This window comes from Rheinheimera mesophila (genome assembly GCF_000986865.1).
GTDB lineage: Bacteria > Pseudomonadota > Gammaproteobacteria > Enterobacterales > Alteromonadaceae > Pararheinheimera > Pararheinheimera mesophila.
Genome location: NZ_LAVS01000001.1, coordinates 169,639 through 187,729, shown reverse-complemented (window position 1 = coordinate 187,729; position 18,091 = coordinate 169,639). Strand labels below are relative to the sequence as shown.

Below are 18,091 nucleotides of genomic sequence, written 5' to 3'. Positions count from 1 at the left end.
TTTAGAACACGTTGAATTCGATGTTGTACTGACAGGCAAAACAACATCTTATACACTGCCACTCTTTGACCTTAGAAAGGGCAGTTGTGAGCGGCTTTTGGTGTAAAGAATTTTTTGTTGGCCACGACCGCTGTGCGATGAAAGTCGGCACAGATGCCTTTTTGTTGGGCGCCTGGGCCACCTTACCCAAGGCTGGCCCAGCGTTGGATATAGGTACAGGTAGTGGCATTTTGTCTCTGATGCTGGCGCAGCGTTTGCAAAAGTCAGGGGTGACCCCTGCTATTTTTGCGGTTGAACTGGACCAGGAAGCGGCCTTACAGGCACAGGATAATGTCGCTGCCAGTCGTTGGGCGACACAAATCCACGTCATTCAGGCCGATATTCTAACCTATGCGGCGACGGATAACCAACCAGAGCATGGATTTGAGCTGATTATCAGCAATCCTCCGTATTTTCAGCAGAGTTTAGCTGCTGCTGATGCAAAACGGCATCAGGCTCGCCATACCGATAGCTTGTCATTTACAGACTTAGCTCGTGTTGCCAGGCAACTTGCTGCTCCAGATGCACATTTTTGTCTGGTGCTGCCTGCGGATGTTGATTTTAGTGCAGTAGCAGAACAGGCTGGCTGGGGTTTACAACGGCGTTGTCTGGTCAAAACTACAGCTCACAAAGCCGCCAAATTGCAGTTATTGGATTTTAGTGCCAGTGCCGTATCCGGCCAGGTAGAACAAACAGAACTCTTGATACAGCAAAGTCCTGGCCAGTACAGTGACGCCTACCGAACCCTTCTGGCCGATTTTTATCTAAGGTTTTAACGGATGACTGCCTCTTGCCCCTTTAGCCCTGATGAATTACGCCGCCTGATAGTGCAGCACCAGGGCTTGCTAACGCCTGCCGCGGGGAAGGATGCTGTGGCGCAGGTGCTCAGGCAGATCAGTTATGTGCAGCTTGATTCGATTTATGTAGTCGAGCGAGCGCATCATCATGTGCTGTACAACCGAATCAAAAACTACCAGCCGAAGATGCTGGAGAAAGCGCTGGAACAAAAGCAAAGTTTTGAATACTGGTCGCACGCTACGGCATTTTTACCCGCCGAAGATTATCGTTTTAGTTTGCAGCGTAAGCTGTTAATACAAAACGGCAACACGCACTGGTTTAACCCTGAACAGCACCTGATGAACGACGTGCTGGCCCGTATTGCAGCCGAAGGACCGCTCAAAGCCAGTGATTTCGTCAGTCAGGGCAAGAAAAGCGCGGCCTGGTGGGACTGGCAACCGGCCAAACAGGCGCTGGAACAGCTATTTATGCAAGGCAAGCTGATGGTGGCGCGGCGGGATAAGTTCCAGAAAGTTTATGATCTGACGGAGCGGGTTTGGCCTTCACATGCCGAGCATCAGCCACCCACAGAGGCTGAGTTCGCCGATTACTTAATCGATCGTTGCCTGCAAAGTCAGGCTGTGGCGACTGTGCAGCAGATAGGTTATCTGCGTAAAAATATCCAGGCCGTGCTGAAGAGTCAATTACAGCAACAGTTGGAGCAGGGCAGGCTGCACAGCTTTTTGCTGGCTGGAAAGACCTATTACTACAGGCCCCAGTTAGCACTTACTAACAATATACCTCCAAAATTGCCGAATAAAGTCTGGTTGTTATCGCCTTTTGATAATTTAGTGATCCAGCGCGACAGGCTCAAACAGCTGTTTAATTTTGAGTACCAGATTGAAGTTTATCTGCCGGAGGCTAAACGCCGGATAGGGTATTACAGCCTGCCGATTTTGTATAAAGACCAGTTTATCGGCCAGGTGGATGTGAAAGCAGATAGAGCCAGCAAAACCTTATTGCTGCAGCATTTAGTGCTGAGTGAGCAGGTCAAACTGACGGATGCATTAAAGGCCGCGTTCACCAAAGCTGTGGTCGATTACGCCGGCTTAAACCGTTGTGACCACTGGCAGTTGGTCAAAACCAGCACTCAAGTGCATGACTGGCTAAATCCTGTCAGAGTAGTGTGATCTGAATGAGTCATGCTTACTTCCGTTCTAACGCTGATGCTCAGCTTTGCTATTTTTTAGTTTTCCCGGTCATAAAAATAGAGTAAGGTGGCTTTATTAGAAAAAATGAAACCATCTGCTGACTGGGATGGCGCTGATGTTAGTTTGTATCAAATTTATTAAATCAATTAGTGCGAAGCTGTGCGCGGTGTTTTTTACCGCACTTTTGCTGTCGCTGTTGTTCACCTTCTCTTTTTCCGCCTCTGCGGCGACCGCCGCTCTTACGGATTATTTCCGTGAAAGTTGGAGTACCCGCCAAGGCTTACCTCATAACACCATCAATAGTATTAGCCAGACCCCAGATGGTTATCTTTGGTTTGCAACCTGGGAAGGGGTTGCCCGCTACAATGGCCGTGAATTTAAGGTTTTTGGCCGTGAGCAACAGACAGGTTTACCTGACTCTGGTATCCGGGCTTTGCATTTGGATCCAAAAGGTCGGTTGTTATTAGGCGGCTCCCGTGGGGGATTAGCATTACTGCAGGATCAGCAGTGGCGACCTGTTGATCCGGTGTCTTCTTTGGTGAACGAGGTCCATGGAGATAACCAGGGCCGGCTTTGGGTTGGCACTGAAGGAGGAGGTCTGTTTGGCCTGAATACAGACGGCAGCCGCCAGCAATGGACCCGACATCATGGTTTACCCAGCAATACGGTTTATAGCCTGTTGCATGATGAACAGGGCGGGCTTTGGGTCGGAACAGCGCAAGGACTGGCTTATTTACTAAATGGCAAGCTCACTGCTGTTGCCAAAAGCCCAACCTCACCGGTATTCGCCTTAGCGTTTTACAACAAGACCTTGCATGTAGCCACTGAACGCGGTTTGTATCAGCAACAGGCCGATGGTTTCGTTTTAGTGCAGCCAGAATTACAGCAGACGGCGATTTCCAGATTATTAGTCGATCACCATGGTGATTTATGGATAGGTACAGTGGAGGAAGGTATTTTCCGCTTAAGTAACTATGGTTTAGAGCAGTTAACGGTCAGGCATGGCATGCCGAATAACAGAGTGCTGGGCATTTACGAAGATCGCGAACACAGTATTTGGTTAGGCACCAATGGCGGCTTGTTTCGTTTGCGCGATGCCCCTTTTTCTACCTTAAGCACAGAACAAGGTTTGCCTGATAACTTCGTCCGCACTGTATTGCAACATTCAGATGGTGGGATCTGGATTGGAACAGCACGCGGTGTTGCGCGTTATCTTCATGGTAAGTTGCAGCCAGAGTTGCAGCTACTGCCAGACCAATCTGTATTGAGTCTGGCAGAAACTGCAACAGGTGATGTGCTGATTGGTACATACTCCTCCGGAGTGTTCCGGTACAGCAAGGGGCAACTGACCAAACTGCTGAACCGTGATACGGGCCTACTGTCCAATGAGGTGCGGGCTATTTTACCTCTGGCAGATGGGGCCATATGGCTGGGTACTGCGCAAGGACTCAATCACTACCAGCCTGGCAAGCCGATGCAAAGCTATACAACACGCGAGGGGTTAACCGCTGATTTTGTTGTTGCTTTGCATCTGATCGACGATGTGCTTTGGGTTGGGACAGGCACAGGAGTGACCCGTCTGATCAACGAGACCTTTCAACCTCTGCCATTGTCGCATTTAGATCAAACCGAATATGCCTTCGATTTTTTCGAACAAAGGGAACAAAACCTGCTGTGGCTTGCAACAGACAGAGGTTTAGTGCGTTACAGGCTAGACACGGCAGAATTGGCTTTGGTGGGGCGTAAGGCCGGACTTCCTTTTGATAAAATATTTCAGGTGCAGGCTGATTTACATGGCAATTTGTGGCTCAGCAGTAACAGAGGGATCTTAAGGATCAGTCAGCAGGATGCTAATGCAGTAGCTGAAGGCACTGCTACCCGTATTAGCTACGATTTATATGGCGAAAGTGACGGTATGTTAAGTGCGCAGGCCAATGGAGGCTCAAACCCTGCTGCTATTTTAGCGCAAGATGGAGCTTTATGGTTTGCTACGGCCTCTGGTGTCAGCAGGGTGCAACCAAAACGTCTGGCTGATTTCGCCGAGGCGACGCCCCCCGTTGTGTTAGAGGAATTACTGGTGAATGGGGTGGCACAAAAAATTGATGCAAGTATCGAGTTATCTCCCGATAGCGACAGAGTGGAGTTGCATTTTGCTGGTTTAGGTTATGTGATGCCTGGCCGGATCCGCTATCGCAGCCAACTGCTCGGCTTTGATGCTCACTGGCTAGACAAAGGCCAACAGAATTTTGCCGAGTATACCAACCTGGCACCAGGGCGTTACGAGTTTCAGGTGCAAGCCGCCAATCCGGGCGGGCAGTGGAGTAGCGCGGCCCGAATAGAGTTGATTAAGCACCCCTACTGGTGGCAAACCGGCAAGTTTCAGTGGTTGACGGCGTTATCCTCGCTCGCCTTGGTACTGCTCTTGGTGTACTGGCGTATTTCCAGTCTGCGTCATTCTGAGCAACGCTTAAAGCGACAGGTGGCGGAAAAGACTGCAGAGTTGCAACAAAAAGCCAATAGTCTGCAGGCTGCTGATGCAGAAAAATCACTGTTACTGGAACGCTTACATCAGCAAACTCTGGCTTTAGCTGAGCAAGCCAGACAGGATGGTTTAACTGGTTTAGCGAACCGCCGTGCTTTTGACGAAGTATTAAGCAAAGAATTCATCCGATCGCAACGGTTAAAACAACCTCTGGTATTGGCATTTATTGATATAGACCACTTTAAACAGATCAATGACACCTGGTCACACAACGCCGGCGATCTGGCATTGGTGGCTATCGCAGAAAAAATTCGCCAGCATTCCCGTGTCGTCGACTGCGCTGCGCGTTGGGGGGGCGAAGAATTTGCTCTGTTGATGCCATCGACTACGCTTGAGCAGGCACAATCTGTCTGCGAGCGCTTAAGGCATGAAATTATGCAACTGGATTGGCAAGACATTGCAGACGGTATCTGCATCACAGTCAGTATTGGTGTAGCAATCAGTGAGGACTTAACGGATGCCAAACAGCTATTGTTTTTGGCTGATCAGGCTTTGTATCAGGCGAAACAACAGGGCCGCAACAGGGTTTGCTCGGCCTGAGATCTGAAGAACTCTGTTATTTAGACCTGTAAAAAAGTTACCCAAGAACAGTGGTTTGAAATTTTTGGTGCTTCTTAAGTTCAGAAATAACTCTGGCTGGAATCCGAAACATTAAAGCACTGAAACAGTGGTAAGCCACCCCGTGACCTCACCTAAGGTTAATCAAACCAATGGGTTGGTTTAGTGCCAACCGGGTAAGTATTGTCGACCCGGTTCCAGCGTTGTCAGGATGGCTTACAAGAGAAGCCGTCCCTCAGCAGTGCCTGCTAACCTTGTTTGAATACAAGCTGTTCTCGGGAAACTGCCTAAGTCCATCAGGCGTCTGAACCCAGCCAAGGCTCTGCTCAGAAGTTGTCTTTTTTGCCTGCGTCTTTGGTAATTTTATCCAGATAGCCCATAGCAAAAGCCGAAACGACAAAGGTCATATGAATCAGCAGATACCACATAATTTTGTCATTCGGTATATTCTGAGTATCCATAAACACCTTAAGCAAATGGATAGAGGATATGGCGACTATTGATGCTGCAACTTTATTCTTTAGTGAGTTGGAGTCGAGTTTACCTAACCAGCCGAGTTTCTCGCTGTCACCATCAATATCCATACGGGACACGAAGTTTTCGTAACCAGAAAACATCACCATCACCAGCAAGCCACCCACCAGTGAAATATCAATTAAAGACAGCACGACTAAAATCAGATCGACTTCCTTCATATTGAAAATAACAGGAATGATGGTGAACACTTCCTGAAAAAATTTCACGCCAAGAGCCAGTAAAGCCAGACTCAGACCAAGGTAAATGGGCGCCATTAACCAGCGGGTTGCGTACATCACCTTTTCAATTAGTTGTTCCATTGCAGCTCCTGTAGTTTTAACGACTTCAGTTTATGGGGTAAATAGTGCTTAAATTCAAGTCTCTGGCCGTTTTACTTTGCCGTAAAATATCGCACAATGAGCTCCGTTACCCGCAATAGTATCAGTACTCTGCTCTGATGCTGTTAGTTTGTCTGGGCCTCTATGCCAAGGAATTTCCGAATGAAAAAAACACTGCTTGCGCTGGCTTTGTCTGTCGCTACTCTTGCTCATGCCGATGAAGGTATGTGGCAACCTCATCAGTTACCTGAACTTGAGCAACTCCTCAAAGAAAAAGGTTTAGAGATTGATGCTAAAAGTATTGCCCAACTGACTGCATTTCCGATGAATGCAGTGATTAGCCTGGGGGGGTGTACCGCCTCTTTTGTATCTAACCAGGGCTTGGTGTTGACGAACCACCATTGTGCCTACGGCAGTATTCAGCACAACAGTACGGCTGACAATAACTTGCTGGCGAAAGGCTTTTTAGCAAAGAATTTAGCTGAAGAGTTACCGGCAGCGCCAGGCGCTAAAATTTTTGTGACTCAGGAGGTGACCAATATCACTGCGCAGATTAATCAGGAATTATTACCTGCGCTGAAGGGGAAGGAGCGGTTTGACAAAATTGAGCAGCTACGCAAAGAGCAAATCGCCGCTTGTGAAACCCCGGGTTATCGCTGTGATGTCTACAGTTTCCACGGTGGTTTGGAGTATTACCTGATCAAGCAAATGGAAATTCGTGATGTACGCTTGGTGCATGCGCCAGCTTCAGGTGTAGGGAAATTTGGCGGTGATATTGACAACTGGATGTGGCCGCGCCATACAGGGGACTATTCTTTTTACCGGGCTTATGTGGGTAAAGATGGTCAGCCTGCCGATTTCAATGCTGACAATATACCTTTTACGCCACCTTCTTACTTAAAGGTATCGGCTAAACCATTGAAAGAAAATGACTTTGTCATGGTCATTGGTTATCCGGGCAGAACCAACAGATACAATACAGCCGCTGAAGTAGAAAACCAGTTTACTCAGGTTTTGCCTTTGTCTAAAACCTATCGTGAAGAAGCAATAGAGGTGATTAAACAACATTCTGCTGAAGGCTCCGAGGCTCGGATTAAATACGAGAGCATCCTTGCTTCACTGGCTAATTACGCGAAAAACTTCGAGGGGATGATCGCCAGTTACCAAAAAGGCGATACCCAGCAAAGTAAAGATCAATTTGATAAAGCATTGAATTTATGGATTAAATCCAGTCCGGCCCGGCAGGCTAAATATGCAGCAGCAGTACGTAATTTGCAGCAGTTGCTGGTGGAGGAGCAGAGAAATCAGCAGCGGGACCTGATTTTGGGTTATTTAAGTTATGGCCAGCTCTTCTCTACCGCTAAACGTTTGTATCGCCTGGCGCATGAGCAGCAAAAACCAGATGCAGAGCGTGAAATTGGCTATCAGGACCGTGATTTAGAACGTTTTGCTGCCAGTATGAAACGTTTATCCCGCAGTTTTGATGCCAAAGTCGAACAAGAGCTGATGCTGCATTTCCTGCAACATTACGCCAAATTGCCTGCTGAGCAGCGTCTGAAATCTTTGGACGGTTATTTTGGTATAGGCTCTGCAGAGCTGGATGTTGCAGCGCTTCGTGGCAAACTTCAGGCGCTGTATCAGGCCACTACCTTGGCAGATGAAGTCGAGCGTTTGGCCTGGATGGGCAAATCAGTCGAAGACTTTAAAGCAAGTACTGACCCTCTGATCCAGTATGCGGTTGCGATGTATGACACTGATATCGCATTAGAAAATGCCGAAAAAGAGCATAAAGGCAAGTTAGCCGTGGCTCGCCCTGTGGTGATGGAAGCTATCATTGCCTTTAACAAAGCTAATGGCAAAGCTGTGTATGCTGACGCCAACAGTACTCTTCGTGTCACTTATGGTTCGATCAAAGGTTATCAGCCAAAAGATGCGGTGTCTTATCAGCCATTTACCACTGCTGCTGGTATTTTGCAGAAGCAAACTGGAATTGACCCATTTGATGCACCACCCGCTCAGGTAGAAGCCTTGAAAAAAGGCGATTTTGGCATTTACAAAGATGCGGTCTATAACCACCTGGCAGTGAACTTCTTAAGTACAGTGGATACCACTGGCGGCAATTCAGGTTCACCGACGCTGAACGGTAAAGCTGAATTGGTCGGTTTGTTGTTTGATGGTGTGATTGAAGGCATCATAGGCAACTGGGACTACGATCCGGCCACCAACCGCTCTATCCATGTCGACAGCCGATACATGCTGTGGCAAATGGAGAAAGTGGATGGGGCAACCAACCTTTTGCAAGAAATGACCATAGTGCAGGAATAAGGTTAGAGGGCGGCCTTAGTGGTCGCCCTTTGTTTTTCTGCAGCACTTCATCACAGCTTTGCGTCTGTTGATTGATGAATCCATTATCTAAACCGTCTTTTTCTGCGTTAGCTATTCTTAGTCAGCCTGCTTTTGCAGTAAGATACGCCTCGTTTCGTAGCCATCAGGGCTTCGATGGCTGAAGTGAAAAAAGGTAAAGGTTCGTGGATCAGAAAGTTCAGGTAAAACTTATCATACGTCGTGTGCCTATGCAGGCCGCTTTAGCTTGGCTGAGCAAAGCCTGGGAGTTGTTCCGTCAGGCGCCTGCGACCTTGATTGCGATGGTGGCTTTTACCACAGTACTGAGTTTAGTAGCGCAGTTGCATCCTGTACTGGGGGTGATTCTGGTACTGGCCAATCCGTTTCTAACGGCTGGTTTTTACAAAACTATAGTGCTGTTGCAACAACAAAAAGCTGTTGAGTTCCAACTGTTGTTTAGTGTGTTCAAAGAGGCGCGCTATCGCCGTACTTTCATTCGGCTGGCCGGCGCCAGTTTGCTAGCCAATATTCCGTTAATGCTGCTGGCTGCTCAGTTGATGGAGCAAACCAAGGCTGGTGCCGTGGATCCTGTCACTTTATTTTTGCTGGCGGTGGTCTTAAGTTTGGTGTTTATGCTGTTTGCTTATGCGGTGGCTATTGCTTATTTCCTGAATGAACAACGATTACAGGCAATTTTAATGGCCAGCCTGACTGCCTGCTGGCGTAATGTCGGGGCCTTAACTTTATTTGGTATCTTGTCTGTCGCTTTGGGTATGTTGGGCATAGTGACATTGGGTTTTGCTTTTATCGTGATTATCCCAGTGTTGCAGGTGGCATTCTTTTTATCTTTTAGCGCCTTTTTTGCCTTGCAACTGGATGAGTCAGCACCTGCGGTGTTGGAAGTATAACGATGACAGAGCCGCGTCCTTCGTCAGAGCCAAAGCTTTTGACTGAGCAGGAATTGCGGCAATGGTTGCTAGGCTTATTGTCGCGCCGTGAATACAGTGCGCAGGAGCTACGGCAAAAATTAACACAAAAAGGTGCTTCGGCTGAACAAATAACTGCATTACTGGAGTGGGCACAGCGGCGCAATTACCAAAGCGAATTACGTTATGCCCGGATGCAGGTCAATGCCAAGTTGCATAAAGGCTATGGATGGTTTTACATTAGCCAGTTTTGTGTGCAGCAGGGCATTCATAAAGAACTACTACAGCAACTGCTGGACGAATCAGAGATTGATTGGTTTGAGGTCGCAACTTCAGCCTATCGGAAAAAATATGCGGATAAACCCATAGCGGATTATCAGGACAAACTTAAACGGATGCGTTACTTACAAAGCCGGGGCTTTGGCAGTGACATTATCCAACTTGTATTTGCAGAGCTTAAAGAAGAGTAAGATATGTATATGACTTCGGCACAACTTCGCCGCGCTTTCCTGGACTTTTTCGCCAGTAAAGGCCACCAAATCGTTAGTAGCAGTTCACTGATCCCAGGCAATGATCCAACCTTACTCTTTACCAACGCAGGTATGGTGCAGTTTAAAGATGTGTTTTTAGGGCAGGACAAGCGTAGTTATAACCGCGCTGTGACAGCGCAGCGTTGCCTGCGTGCCGGTGGTAAGCACAACGATTTAGAAAACGTAGGCTACACCGCCCGTCACCATACTTTCTTCGAAATGTTGGGCAACTTCAGCTTTGGTGATTACTTCAAGCGGGACGCTATTCAGTACGCCTGGGAATTTTTGACTGAAGTGGTCAAATTACCGAAAGAAAAACTTTGGGTCACTGTGTACGCCACAGACGACGAAGCGTTTGATATCTGGACCAAAGAAATTGGTGTGCCGATGGAGCGTGCGATCCGTATCGGCGATAACAAAGGCGCACCTTATGCCTCGGATAACTTCTGGGCTATGGGCGATACTGGCCCTTGTGGTCCTTGTACTGAGATTTTCTATGATCATGGCGATCATATCTGGGGTGGCCCACCGGGCTCACCAGAAGAAGATGGCGATCGTTTTATTGAGATCTGGAACAACGTCTTTATGCAGTTTAACCGTCACGCCGATGGCCGGATGGAACCTCTGCCAAAACCAAGCGTTGATACCGGTATGGGCCTGGAACGTATTGCCGCCATTTTGCAAAACGTACACAGCAACTACGAAATCGATACCTTTGCCGCGCTGATTAAAGCCACTGCAGAAATTACTGGTGCGAAAGATTTAAATGACAAGTCGTTGCGTGTGGTCGCCGACCATATCCGTAGCTGCTCATTTTTAGTGGCCGATGGTGTGATGCCATCAAACGAAGGTCGTGGTTATGTGCTGCGCCGTATTATTCGTCGCGCTATCCGTCACGGTAACAAACTGGGCGCTAAAGGTGTGTTCTTCAGTAAGTTAGTGGGCGCTTTGGCGCAGCAAATGGGTGAAGCTTACCCAGAGTTGATTGAAAAACAGGTCGTGATTGAAAAAGTGCTGGCGCTGGAAGAAGAGCAGTTTGGTAAAACCTTAGAGCGTGGTCTGGGGATACTGGAAGACGCTTTAGCAGAGCTGAATGGCAACACTGTGATCCCGGGCGAAGTCGCCTTTAAGCTGTATGACACTTACGGTTTCCCGCTGGATTTAACCAGTGATGTAGCGCGTGAACGTGGTTTAACTGTGGATCAGGCCGGTTTTGAAGCCGCAATGGAAGCCCAGCGTAAACGTGCTCAGCAGGCTTCTAACTTTGGTGCGGATTACAATCAGGCCTTAACGTCAGCCCAGTGCACCGACTTTACCGGCTACACCCAAATTCAGGGCAAAGCCAAAGTGGTGGAAATTCTGCTCGAAGGCAAGGCGGTGAATGCTTTGGCAGATGGCCAGCAAGCGCTGGTGATTTTGGACCAAACACCATTTTATGCCGAGTCGGGGGGCCAGTGTGGTGATGCGGGTCTGTTAACCCTGGCCAATGGTGCTGTATTTAGCGTGGTGGATACCATCAAAGTGGGCAAAGCTTTTGCCCACAAAGGCAGTTTAAAAGGGGCTTTGGCTCTTGGTGATTTGGTCGATGCGGCCATTGATAATGCCCGCCGTGAAGCTATTCGTAAAAACCACTCGGCCACTCACTTATTACACGCTGCGCTTCGCACTGTGTTGGGTGAGCATGTGACTCAGAAAGGCTCTTTAGTAGGTGCAGAACGTTTACGTTTTGACTTCTCACATTTTGAAGCAGTCAAAGCCGATGAAATTCGCCGTATCGAACAAATGGTGAATGAACAAATTCAGCAAAACCATGAAGTTAAAACTCGTCTGATGAAAATCGATGACGCCAAAGCCGCAGGCGCTATGGCGCTCTTTGGTGAAAAATACGATGACGAAGTACGTGTACTGAGCATGGGCGACTTCTCGATTGAGCTTTGTGGTGGTACGCACGTTTCCCGCACTGGCGATATTGGTTTATTTAAAATTGTGGTTGAGAGCGGTATAGCGGCCGGTATTCGCCGTATTGAAGCTGTGACAGGCGAAGGCGCTTTAGCCTTTGTGCATAAGCTGGAACAACAGGCTCAGACGGTCGCTTCGATGCTGAAGGGCGATGTGTTTTCTATCGTAGAAAAAGTGCAACAAACCATGGACAGCCGCAAAGCCTTAGAGAAAGAGCTGGAGCAATTAAAAGCTAAACTCGCCAGTGCTGCCGGTGCCTCTTTGCTGGAGCAGGTGCAGGTCATCAACGGCGTTAAAGTGCTAATTGCAGAGCTCAAAGGTGCTGATCCAAAAGCCTTCCGTACTATGGTCGATGAGCTGAAAAACAAATTAGGTTCAGGCATTTTGTTACTGGCCACAGCAGCAGATGGCAAAGTCAGTTTAATTGCAGGCGTGACCGCTGATTTAACTGCCAAAGTTCAGGCTGGTCAGCTGATTGGCTGGGCTGCTGAACAAGTTGGCGGTAAAGGCGGTGGTAAGCCGGACTTAGCTCAGGCAGGTGGCACTGATGTAGCGGCTTTACCTGGTGTGCTCAAAGCTGCTGCCGACTATATTGCGGCTAAGCTGTAACGCTCAGTGGCTTTATATGTACAAAAATTCGGGGGTACCTCAGTAGGTACCCCCGAACGTATCGAAGCTGTGGCAGAGCAGGTGATTCAAACTGTGCATGCCGGTCATAAAGTGGTGGTGGTGGTGTCTGCGATGGCAGGCGAAACCAACAGGCTACTTGGGCTGGCACATCAGATTGACAGTCGCCCCTCGACCCGTGAACTGGATATGCTCGCCGCCAGCGGTGAGCAGGTCAGTATTGCTTTGCTGGCGATGGCGCTGATTAAACGTGGCCATCCGGCTGTGTCTTTATTAGCAGACCAGATTGGTATTCTGACCGACAATAAGTTCAGCCGTGCCCGCATTTTATCTGTTGGCACTGAACGGTTATGGCAGGAGCTGGAGCAGGGCCATATTGTGATAGCTGCTGGTTTTCAGGGCCGCGATATAGAAGGCAATATCACCACCTTAGGCCGTGGTGGTTCTGATACCACAGCAGTGGCTTTAGCTGCCGCCTTAAAAGCCGACGAATGTCAGATATTTACTGACGTCGACGGAATTTACAGCATGGACCCGCGTATTTGTGCGGATGCATTCAGACTGCCTTGTGTCGATGCGTCCAGTATGCTGGAACTGGCCAGTTTGGGTGCTAAGGTGTTGCACTCCCGCTCTGTTGAATACGCGGCTATGCATAGGGTCCCGCTGCGGGTGTTATCCAGTTTCAGGCCTGATCAGGGAACTTTAGTTTGTTATGAGGACCAGACCATGAGTATACCAGCAGTCACAGGGCTGGCCTGCCAGACCGGGGAGGTCTGGGTGGAGCTGAGCGAATTAACTCAGGAACAGCACATCGCCTTGCTGAAGGAATTCGCCCGTTTAGCTATCGAGACTGATATGTTGAAGGTGCAATATGCGCCATCCGGTTTGGTACAAATGCAGTTCAGTTTGAACCAAAATGATTTGAATACTGTAGAAGATATCTGTAATGAACTGAAAAAGAAGCAAAATTTTACGCTGCAAAGCAGGAAGTCTTTGGGCAAATTATCTATAGTAGGGATAGGGCTGAAATCAAATCCTGCCATCACAGTGGCCGTGTTTGAGCAATTGCAGTTATTAGCCGTTCAGGTGGTCGCTGTCAGTTGTGCCGAAATTAAATTATCTATTGTGGTACCAGAGATTGAATTAAATAAAGTAGCGGTCGCTTTACATGCTGCCTTATTGGGTTCAGTTAATTAATTTCAAGGTTTTCATAAATTTGTTAGCTGAGTTATCATAAAGCTGACAGGTCTGCGCAGTACGACAGACAAGCGCAACTGGTGGAAGCTGGGATCAGACAAAAGGAGCAAAGAATGCTTATTTTAACGCGTCGTGTTGGTGAGACACTGATGATCGGTGATGAAGTCACGGTCACAGTTTTAGGCGTCAAAGGAAATCAGGTTCGTATCGGTGTGAATGCACCAAAAGAAGTGTCAGTGCACAGAGAAGAGATTTATATGCGCATTCAGGCTGAAAAAGGCACCCCTGGTGGCTTTAGCGGCGATGACGATCAATAAGTTATAACTGTTGCTATTTTAAGAAATTGTATATTTTTAACCCTTTGTAGCGAATATTTAGTCGAATTGTTTAAAAGGTCAGCAAACACGCTTTCCAGCTCCAAAAATTGTTTGACTTATTTTCCTGAGACATTAATATACACGCCGCAACGTAGCGCGGAGAAGTGGCCGAGTGGCTGAAGGCGCACCCCTGCTAAGGGTGTATAGGGGAAACTCTATCGAGGGTTCGAATCCCTCCTTCTCCGCCAGTTGTATTTAAGACTGGACGCATAGCTCAGCTGGATAGAGTACTCGGCTACGAACCGAGCGGTCGGAGGTTCGAATCCTCCTGCGTCCGCCACTTAACTACAAAACGATTGCCGGATAGTAATACCCAATGGACGCATAGCTCAGCTGGATAGAGTACTCGGCTACGAACCGAGCGGTCGGAGGTTCGAATCCTCCTGCGTCCGCCATTAAACCTGCTAAGTGCAGGTTTTTTTTGTTTTTCGCATCCCTGCGAAAAATCCCTTCGGGACCCGCCATGCGGCGGTCCAAAAACGCTCCAGGCGTTTTTGTGTTTCTAAAATTCAGTAAAACAGATCTGCTATGCGGACGCAGTAGGTAAGAACCTTCTATCTCCTCGCAGAGCTCGTCGTGTTTAATCGGCAAGACGCCAAACTGTTGGCGTCTTGAGATCCCGATTTCACGGTTCGACAAAATCGTCAGGAACGATTTTGGACGAGCGAAGCTCGGCCCGCAGGGCTCGTGGCAGGACAGCCACGAGCAATCCTCCTGCCACGGAGTTTTCATTTCAGCAATTCTCTTTGATGGTCAGATTTGCAAACTAGCAAACTAGCAAACTAGCAAACCACCAAACCCTAAGCCGCTCTCTCTCCGCCATAACACTCCCCAAGCGTAGCTTCCAAAGCGCGGACGACCTGGCCTCTGTTCAGAACGCCAACCACCGAGCCATTCTCCAGCACAGGCAGCTGATGCAAGTGCAGACTGGTAAAAATCACTGCGCTATCTACTAGGCTGTCAGATGCAAGCACAGTCACTACTTTTTTACTCATTACTTGCGCTATGGTGTTGTGCAAGCTACAGAAGTAGCTGGCGTGTAACATAGCAGTCAAACAATCCTGTTCAGACAAATAACCAACTAGTTCATTGTCTTTGTTAAATACTGGCGAACCCGTCAGATTAAATTCTCGCAGTTGCTGCACGGCCTGAACTATCGTATCGTCTTGTTGCAGACGCGGAAATTCACGTTGAAAAATATCTTGTACTTGGCTCATGGTATGCCTCCTTTGAAGTGATGAGTTCAGCTTATGCCGGATAAATGCTTCAATGAAAGCGAATTAATAAGCTTGCCAGCATCGTAATTTACGATTAAAAAACCAGACAACAGCCAGGGAAGGAGTCTGAAAGGAATGAAACGTATGTTTTATGCGCAGTTAAATCAGTGCCCACAGATTTTTGCTTTACCTTTAAACTCTGTTTTGTATAATGGCGCCTCCAACGCTAGGGGCATAGTTCCAATTGGTAGAACAGCGGTCTCCAAAACCGATGGTTGGGGGTTCGAATCCCTCTGCCCCTGCCACTTCATTTTGATATGAACTCTTTATCGTCTAAGCAGCAATTGCTGCAGTTGCTCCAGATCCAACCACTTGAATTGCATCAAGTTTTTTCTGCTATGGCTAAAAAGCCAGAACTGGATATTGCTGTGCTGGCTGAACCAGAAGTTATTGGACCTGCAGTGTCAGTGCCGGCTGAATCCTATGCTGAACCTGATCCTGAACTGTCCTTCGCCAAAGACCTGTTACGGGCTATGCATGAATATCAACCACAACTGCAGTGGCGGTTAAATCCGGCCTGTACTGAACCTAAAGTGCAAAACGGACTCTTAGTCACACCTTCGATTGAATTATTACAGTCAGCTCAGCAGAAGAAGTTGCTCTGGTTGTGCCTGCAGCAAGAGAGCTAAACCATGCCAACTATACGTAGTGCCACCCTTGCCGATATCCCGGCTATGTTGCAGATCGAACAAAGCGCCAATAGCCATCCCTGGTCGGAAGGCACTTTTCACACTTGCTTTAGCGAGCGCTATTTTAATGCGGTGCTGCTGGATGAAAACGACGTTATCACAGGCTTTTATATCGGCGAAAAAGTCGCAGTAGAAGCCAGTTTATTTAATATAGGTGTATCACCAACAGCCCAGGGCCGGGGTTATGGTCAGCAATTGCTGCAACACTTTATCGCACAGGCGCAGGAGTTAGATGCACTGGATTGCTGGCTGGAAGTCCGTCAATCCAATAGCAAGGCCATTAAGTTGTATGAAAAATGCGGTTTTATTCAAACCGGGGTGCGACCAAACTATTACCCAACGGCAGCAGGCCGTGAAGATGCCATTTTAATGGCTTTGCCTTTAGGTTAAGGCCAATACCTTGTACGGAAAGATAATTTCCCGGCCAAAGTGGCTAAATTCTGTGCCTGAGCTTTGGTTACTGCTATAATCGCGCGAAATTTTCCTATTGAACCTCAACCCACTCTGCCAACAGGCTATGCTGTGGGCTTTGTTTATTGATCAAGTTGGATGGCATGACAACCGAACTGTTTTTAGAAGAAGTGAACAAACGCCGCACTTTTGCGATTATCTCTCACCCGGATGCCGGTAAAACCACCATCACTGAAAAAGTGTTGTTGTTTGGACAACTGATCCAAAAAGCAGGTACGGTCAAGGGCAAAAAGTCTGGCCAGTACGCCACCTCCGACTGGATGGAAATGGAAAAAGAGCGGGGTATTTCGGTCACAACCTCAGTGATGCAGTTCCCGTATGGCGATTGTCTGGTCAACCTGCTGGATACGCCGGGTCACGAGGATTTCTCGGAAGATACTTATCGTACTTTAACGGCAGTAGACTCCTGCTTAATGGTGATAGACGGCGCCAAAGGTGTTGAAGATCGCACCATTAAACTGATGGAAGTCACCCGTCTGCGCGACACGCCTATCATCACCTTTATGAACAAAATGGACCGTGATATCCGGGATCCTATCGATTTATTGGATGAAGTGGAAAGCGTACTGAATATTGCCTGTGCGCCTATCACCTGGCCTATCGCCTCGGGGAAAGAGTTTAAGGGCGTGTACCACATTTACCGTGATGAAGTGATTTTATACAAATCCGGTATGGGCCATACCATTCAGGAACTGGACGTGATTAAAGGCATCAACAACCCTGAACTGGACCAACGTATTGGCTATTACGCAGGCCAGTTGCGTGACGAAATGGAACTGGTCAAAGGCGCCAGCCACGAGTTTGATTTAGAGCTGTTCCGTAAAGGTGAACTCACCCCGGTGTTTTTTGGTACGGCCTTAGGTAACTTTGGTGTCGATCATATGCTGGATGGTTTAACCGAATGGGCTCCGGCACCACAACATCGTGCCACCACGACCCGGACTGTTGAACCTTCTGAACCAGCCTTTACCGGATTTGTGTTTAAAATTCAGGCCAATATGGACCCAAAACACCGGGACCGTGTAGCCTTTTTACGCATCTGTTCGGGCAAATATGAAAAGGGCATGAAAATGCACCATGTGCGTATTGGTAAAGATATGCTGGTGCCACAGGCCTTAACCTTTTTAGCCGGTGATCGTGAGCATGTGGAAGAAGCTTATCCGGGCGATATCATAGGCCTGCATAACCACGGTACTATTCAGATTGGTGATACTTTTACTTCAGGTGAAAAGTTTAACTTCACAGGCATTCCAAACTTTGCACCTGAGTTATTCCGTCGTATCCGTTTGCGTGATCCACTGAAGCAAAAGCAATTGCTCAAAGGCTTAGTTCAGTTGTCAGAAGAAGGTGCTGTACAGGTGTTCCGTCCGCTGGATAACAACGATTTAATAGTCGGAGCTGTAGGTGTGCTGCAGTTTGATGTGGTCGTGCATCGCTTAAAATCTGAATACAACGTCGATGCGATTTACGAAAGCGTCAACGTCACCACAGCGCGTTGGGTCTACAGCGATGATCAGAAAGCCCTGACCGAGTTTAAAAACAAAGCCAGTACCAACCTGGCGCTGGACGGTGGCGATAACCTGACTTATCTTGCGCCCACTATGGTCAACCTGAATTTGTCGATGGAGCGTTATCCGAAGATCAAATTCCACAAAACCCGTGAACATTAATTCCGACGCTTATTAATTCAGGCGCTCATTCGTTCAGGTAAAAA

At 48.0% G+C, this 18,091-nt stretch carries 14 protein-coding genes and 4 tRNA genes; 16 read left to right on the top strand and 2 right to left on the bottom strand.

The window, feature by feature from the left end:
• Nucleotides 1-86: 86 nt before the first annotated feature.
• The 3 genes from SD53_RS00850 (at nucleotide 87) to SD53_RS00840 (ending at nucleotide 5,109) form a co-directional block, all read left to right on the top strand.
• Nucleotides 87-815 (top strand): tRNA1(Val) (adenine(37)-N6)-methyltransferase, encoded by a 729-nt coding sequence (locus SD53_RS00850; protein ID WP_241481726.1) that lies wholly within the window; start codon nucleotides 87-89, stop codon nucleotides 813-815.
• Between the two features lie 3 nt (nucleotides 816-818).
• The gene (locus SD53_RS00845; RefSeq protein ID WP_046518297.1) at nucleotides 819-2,006 is read left to right on the top strand and encodes a winged helix-turn-helix domain-containing protein; all 1,188 of its coding nucleotides are present in this window, start codon (nucleotides 819-821) and stop codon (nucleotides 2,004-2,006) included.
• Nucleotides 2,007-2,142: 136 nt separating this feature from the next.
• Complete coding sequence (locus SD53_RS00840) at nucleotides 2,143-5,109, top strand: ligand-binding sensor domain-containing diguanylate cyclase (protein ID WP_162198663.1); 2,967 nt, start codon at nucleotides 2,143-2,145, stop codon at nucleotides 5,107-5,109.
• 344 nt (nucleotides 5,110-5,453) lie between these two features.
• Here the strand turns inward: SD53_RS00840 and SD53_RS00835 are convergent, their stop codons facing one another.
• Complete coding sequence (locus tag SD53_RS00835; RefSeq protein WP_046518296.1) at nucleotides 5,454-5,963, bottom strand: TIGR00645 family protein; 510 nt, start codon at nucleotides 5,961-5,963, stop codon at nucleotides 5,454-5,456.
• A 180-nt stretch (nucleotides 5,964-6,143) separates the two neighbouring features.
• Here SD53_RS00835 and SD53_RS00830 point away from each other — a divergent pair, with 180 nt between their 5' ends.
• The 9 genes from SD53_RS00830 (at nucleotide 6,144) to SD53_RS00790 (ending at nucleotide 14,335) form a co-directional block, all read left to right on the top strand.
• Nucleotides 6,144-8,306, top strand: a complete 2,163-nt coding sequence (locus SD53_RS00830; protein ID WP_046518295.1) for a S46 family peptidase — start codon at nucleotides 6,144-6,146, stop codon at nucleotides 8,304-8,306.
• Nucleotides 8,307-8,509: 203 nt separating this feature from the next.
• Nucleotides 8,510-9,232: a DUF2189 domain-containing protein gene (locus SD53_RS00825; RefSeq protein WP_046518294.1), complete on the top strand. Its 723-nt coding sequence runs from the start codon at nucleotides 8,510-8,512 to the stop codon at nucleotides 9,230-9,232.
• 2 nt (nucleotides 9,233-9,234) lie between these two features.
• Complete coding sequence (locus tag SD53_RS00820) at nucleotides 9,235-9,720, top strand: regulatory protein RecX (RefSeq protein WP_046518293.1); 486 nt, start codon at nucleotides 9,235-9,237, stop codon at nucleotides 9,718-9,720.
• Between the two features lie 9 nt (nucleotides 9,721-9,729).
• A complete protein-coding gene (gene alaS / locus SD53_RS00815; RefSeq protein WP_366246819.1) occupies nucleotides 9,730-12,348 on the top strand; it encodes an alanine--tRNA ligase in 2,619 nt (872 codons plus the stop codon).
• A 6-nt stretch (nucleotides 12,349-12,354) separates the two neighbouring features.
• Entirely contained in the window at nucleotides 12,355-13,563 is a 1,209-nt protein-coding gene (locus tag SD53_RS00810) for an aspartate kinase (protein WP_046518291.1), read from the top strand.
• A gap of 113 nt (nucleotides 13,564-13,676) precedes the next feature.
• Nucleotides 13,677-13,880, top strand: a complete 204-nt coding sequence (gene csrA, locus SD53_RS00805) for a carbon storage regulator CsrA (RefSeq protein WP_008897327.1) — start codon at nucleotides 13,677-13,679, stop codon at nucleotides 13,878-13,880.
• Between the two features lie 158 nt (nucleotides 13,881-14,038).
• Nucleotides 14,039-14,128 (top strand) — tRNA-Ser (locus SD53_RS00800).
• Nucleotides 14,129-14,143: 15 nt separating this feature from the next.
• Nucleotides 14,144-14,220, top strand: a tRNA-Arg gene (locus SD53_RS00795).
• Nucleotides 14,221-14,258: 38 nt separating this feature from the next.
• Nucleotides 14,259-14,335: transfer RNA gene (locus tag SD53_RS00790), tRNA-Arg, on the top strand.
• Between the two features lie 405 nt (nucleotides 14,336-14,740).
• Here the strand turns inward: SD53_RS00790 and SD53_RS00785 are convergent.
• The gene (locus SD53_RS00785) at nucleotides 14,741-15,157 is read right to left on the bottom strand and encodes a CBS domain-containing protein (protein ID WP_046518290.1); all 417 of its coding nucleotides are present in this window, start codon (nucleotides 15,155-15,157) and stop codon (nucleotides 14,741-14,743) included.
• A gap of 228 nt (nucleotides 15,158-15,385) precedes the next feature.
• Here SD53_RS00785 and SD53_RS00780 point away from each other — a divergent pair.
• The 4 genes from SD53_RS00780 to prfC all read left to right on the top strand — a co-directional run bounded on the left by SD53_RS00780 (nucleotide 15,386) and on the right by prfC (nucleotide 18,047).
• Nucleotides 15,386-15,462 (top strand) — tRNA-Trp (locus SD53_RS00780).
• 12 nt (nucleotides 15,463-15,474) lie between these two features.
• Complete coding sequence (locus tag SD53_RS18160; RefSeq protein ID WP_068226320.1) at nucleotides 15,475-15,846, top strand: hypothetical protein; 372 nt, start codon at nucleotides 15,475-15,477, stop codon at nucleotides 15,844-15,846.
• Between the two features lie 3 nt (nucleotides 15,847-15,849).
• Nucleotides 15,850-16,296: a ribosomal protein S18-alanine N-acetyltransferase gene (gene rimI / locus SD53_RS00770; RefSeq protein WP_046518288.1), complete on the top strand. Its 447-nt coding sequence runs from the start codon at nucleotides 15,850-15,852 to the stop codon at nucleotides 16,294-16,296.
• A gap of 164 nt (nucleotides 16,297-16,460) precedes the next feature.
• Nucleotides 16,461-18,047 carry a peptide chain release factor 3 gene (gene prfC / locus SD53_RS00765; protein WP_046518287.1) on the top strand — a complete coding sequence of 529 codons (1,587 nt, stop codon included), beginning with the start codon at nucleotides 16,461-16,463 and terminating at the stop codon, nucleotides 18,045-18,047.
• The last annotated feature ends 44 nt before the right edge of the window (nucleotides 18,048-18,091 follow it).

Coding starts and splice junctions, on each gene's coding strand:
- SD53_RS00785 (WP_046518290.1), bottom strand. CDS start 15,157: ATGAGCCAAGTACAAGATATTTTTCAACGTGAATTTCCGCGTCTGCAA.
- SD53_RS00845 (WP_046518297.1), top strand. CDS start 819: ATGACTGCCTCTTGCCCCTTTAGCCCTGATGAATTACGCCGCCTGATA.
- SD53_RS00835 (WP_046518296.1), bottom strand. CDS start 5,963: ATGGAACAACTAATTGAAAAGGTGATGTACGCAACCCGCTGGTTAATG.
- SD53_RS00840 (WP_162198663.1), top strand. CDS start 2,143: ATGTTAGTTTGTATCAAATTTATTAAATCAATTAGTGCGAAGCTGTGC.
- csrA (WP_008897327.1), top strand. CDS start 13,677: ATGCTTATTTTAACGCGTCGTGTTGGTGAGACACTGATGATCGGTGAT.
- prfC (WP_046518287.1), top strand. CDS start 16,461: ATGACAACCGAACTGTTTTTAGAAGAAGTGAACAAACGCCGCACTTTT.
- SD53_RS00820 (WP_046518293.1), top strand. CDS start 9,235: ATGACAGAGCCGCGTCCTTCGTCAGAGCCAAAGCTTTTGACTGAGCAG.
- alaS (WP_366246819.1), top strand. CDS start 9,730: ATGACTTCGGCACAACTTCGCCGCGCTTTCCTGGACTTTTTCGCCAGT.
- SD53_RS00830 (WP_046518295.1), top strand. CDS start 6,144: ATGAAAAAAACACTGCTTGCGCTGGCTTTGTCTGTCGCTACTCTTGCT.
- rimI (WP_046518288.1), top strand. CDS start 15,850: ATGCCAACTATACGTAGTGCCACCCTTGCCGATATCCCGGCTATGTTG.
- SD53_RS18160 (WP_068226320.1), top strand. CDS start 15,475: ATGAACTCTTTATCGTCTAAGCAGCAATTGCTGCAGTTGCTCCAGATC.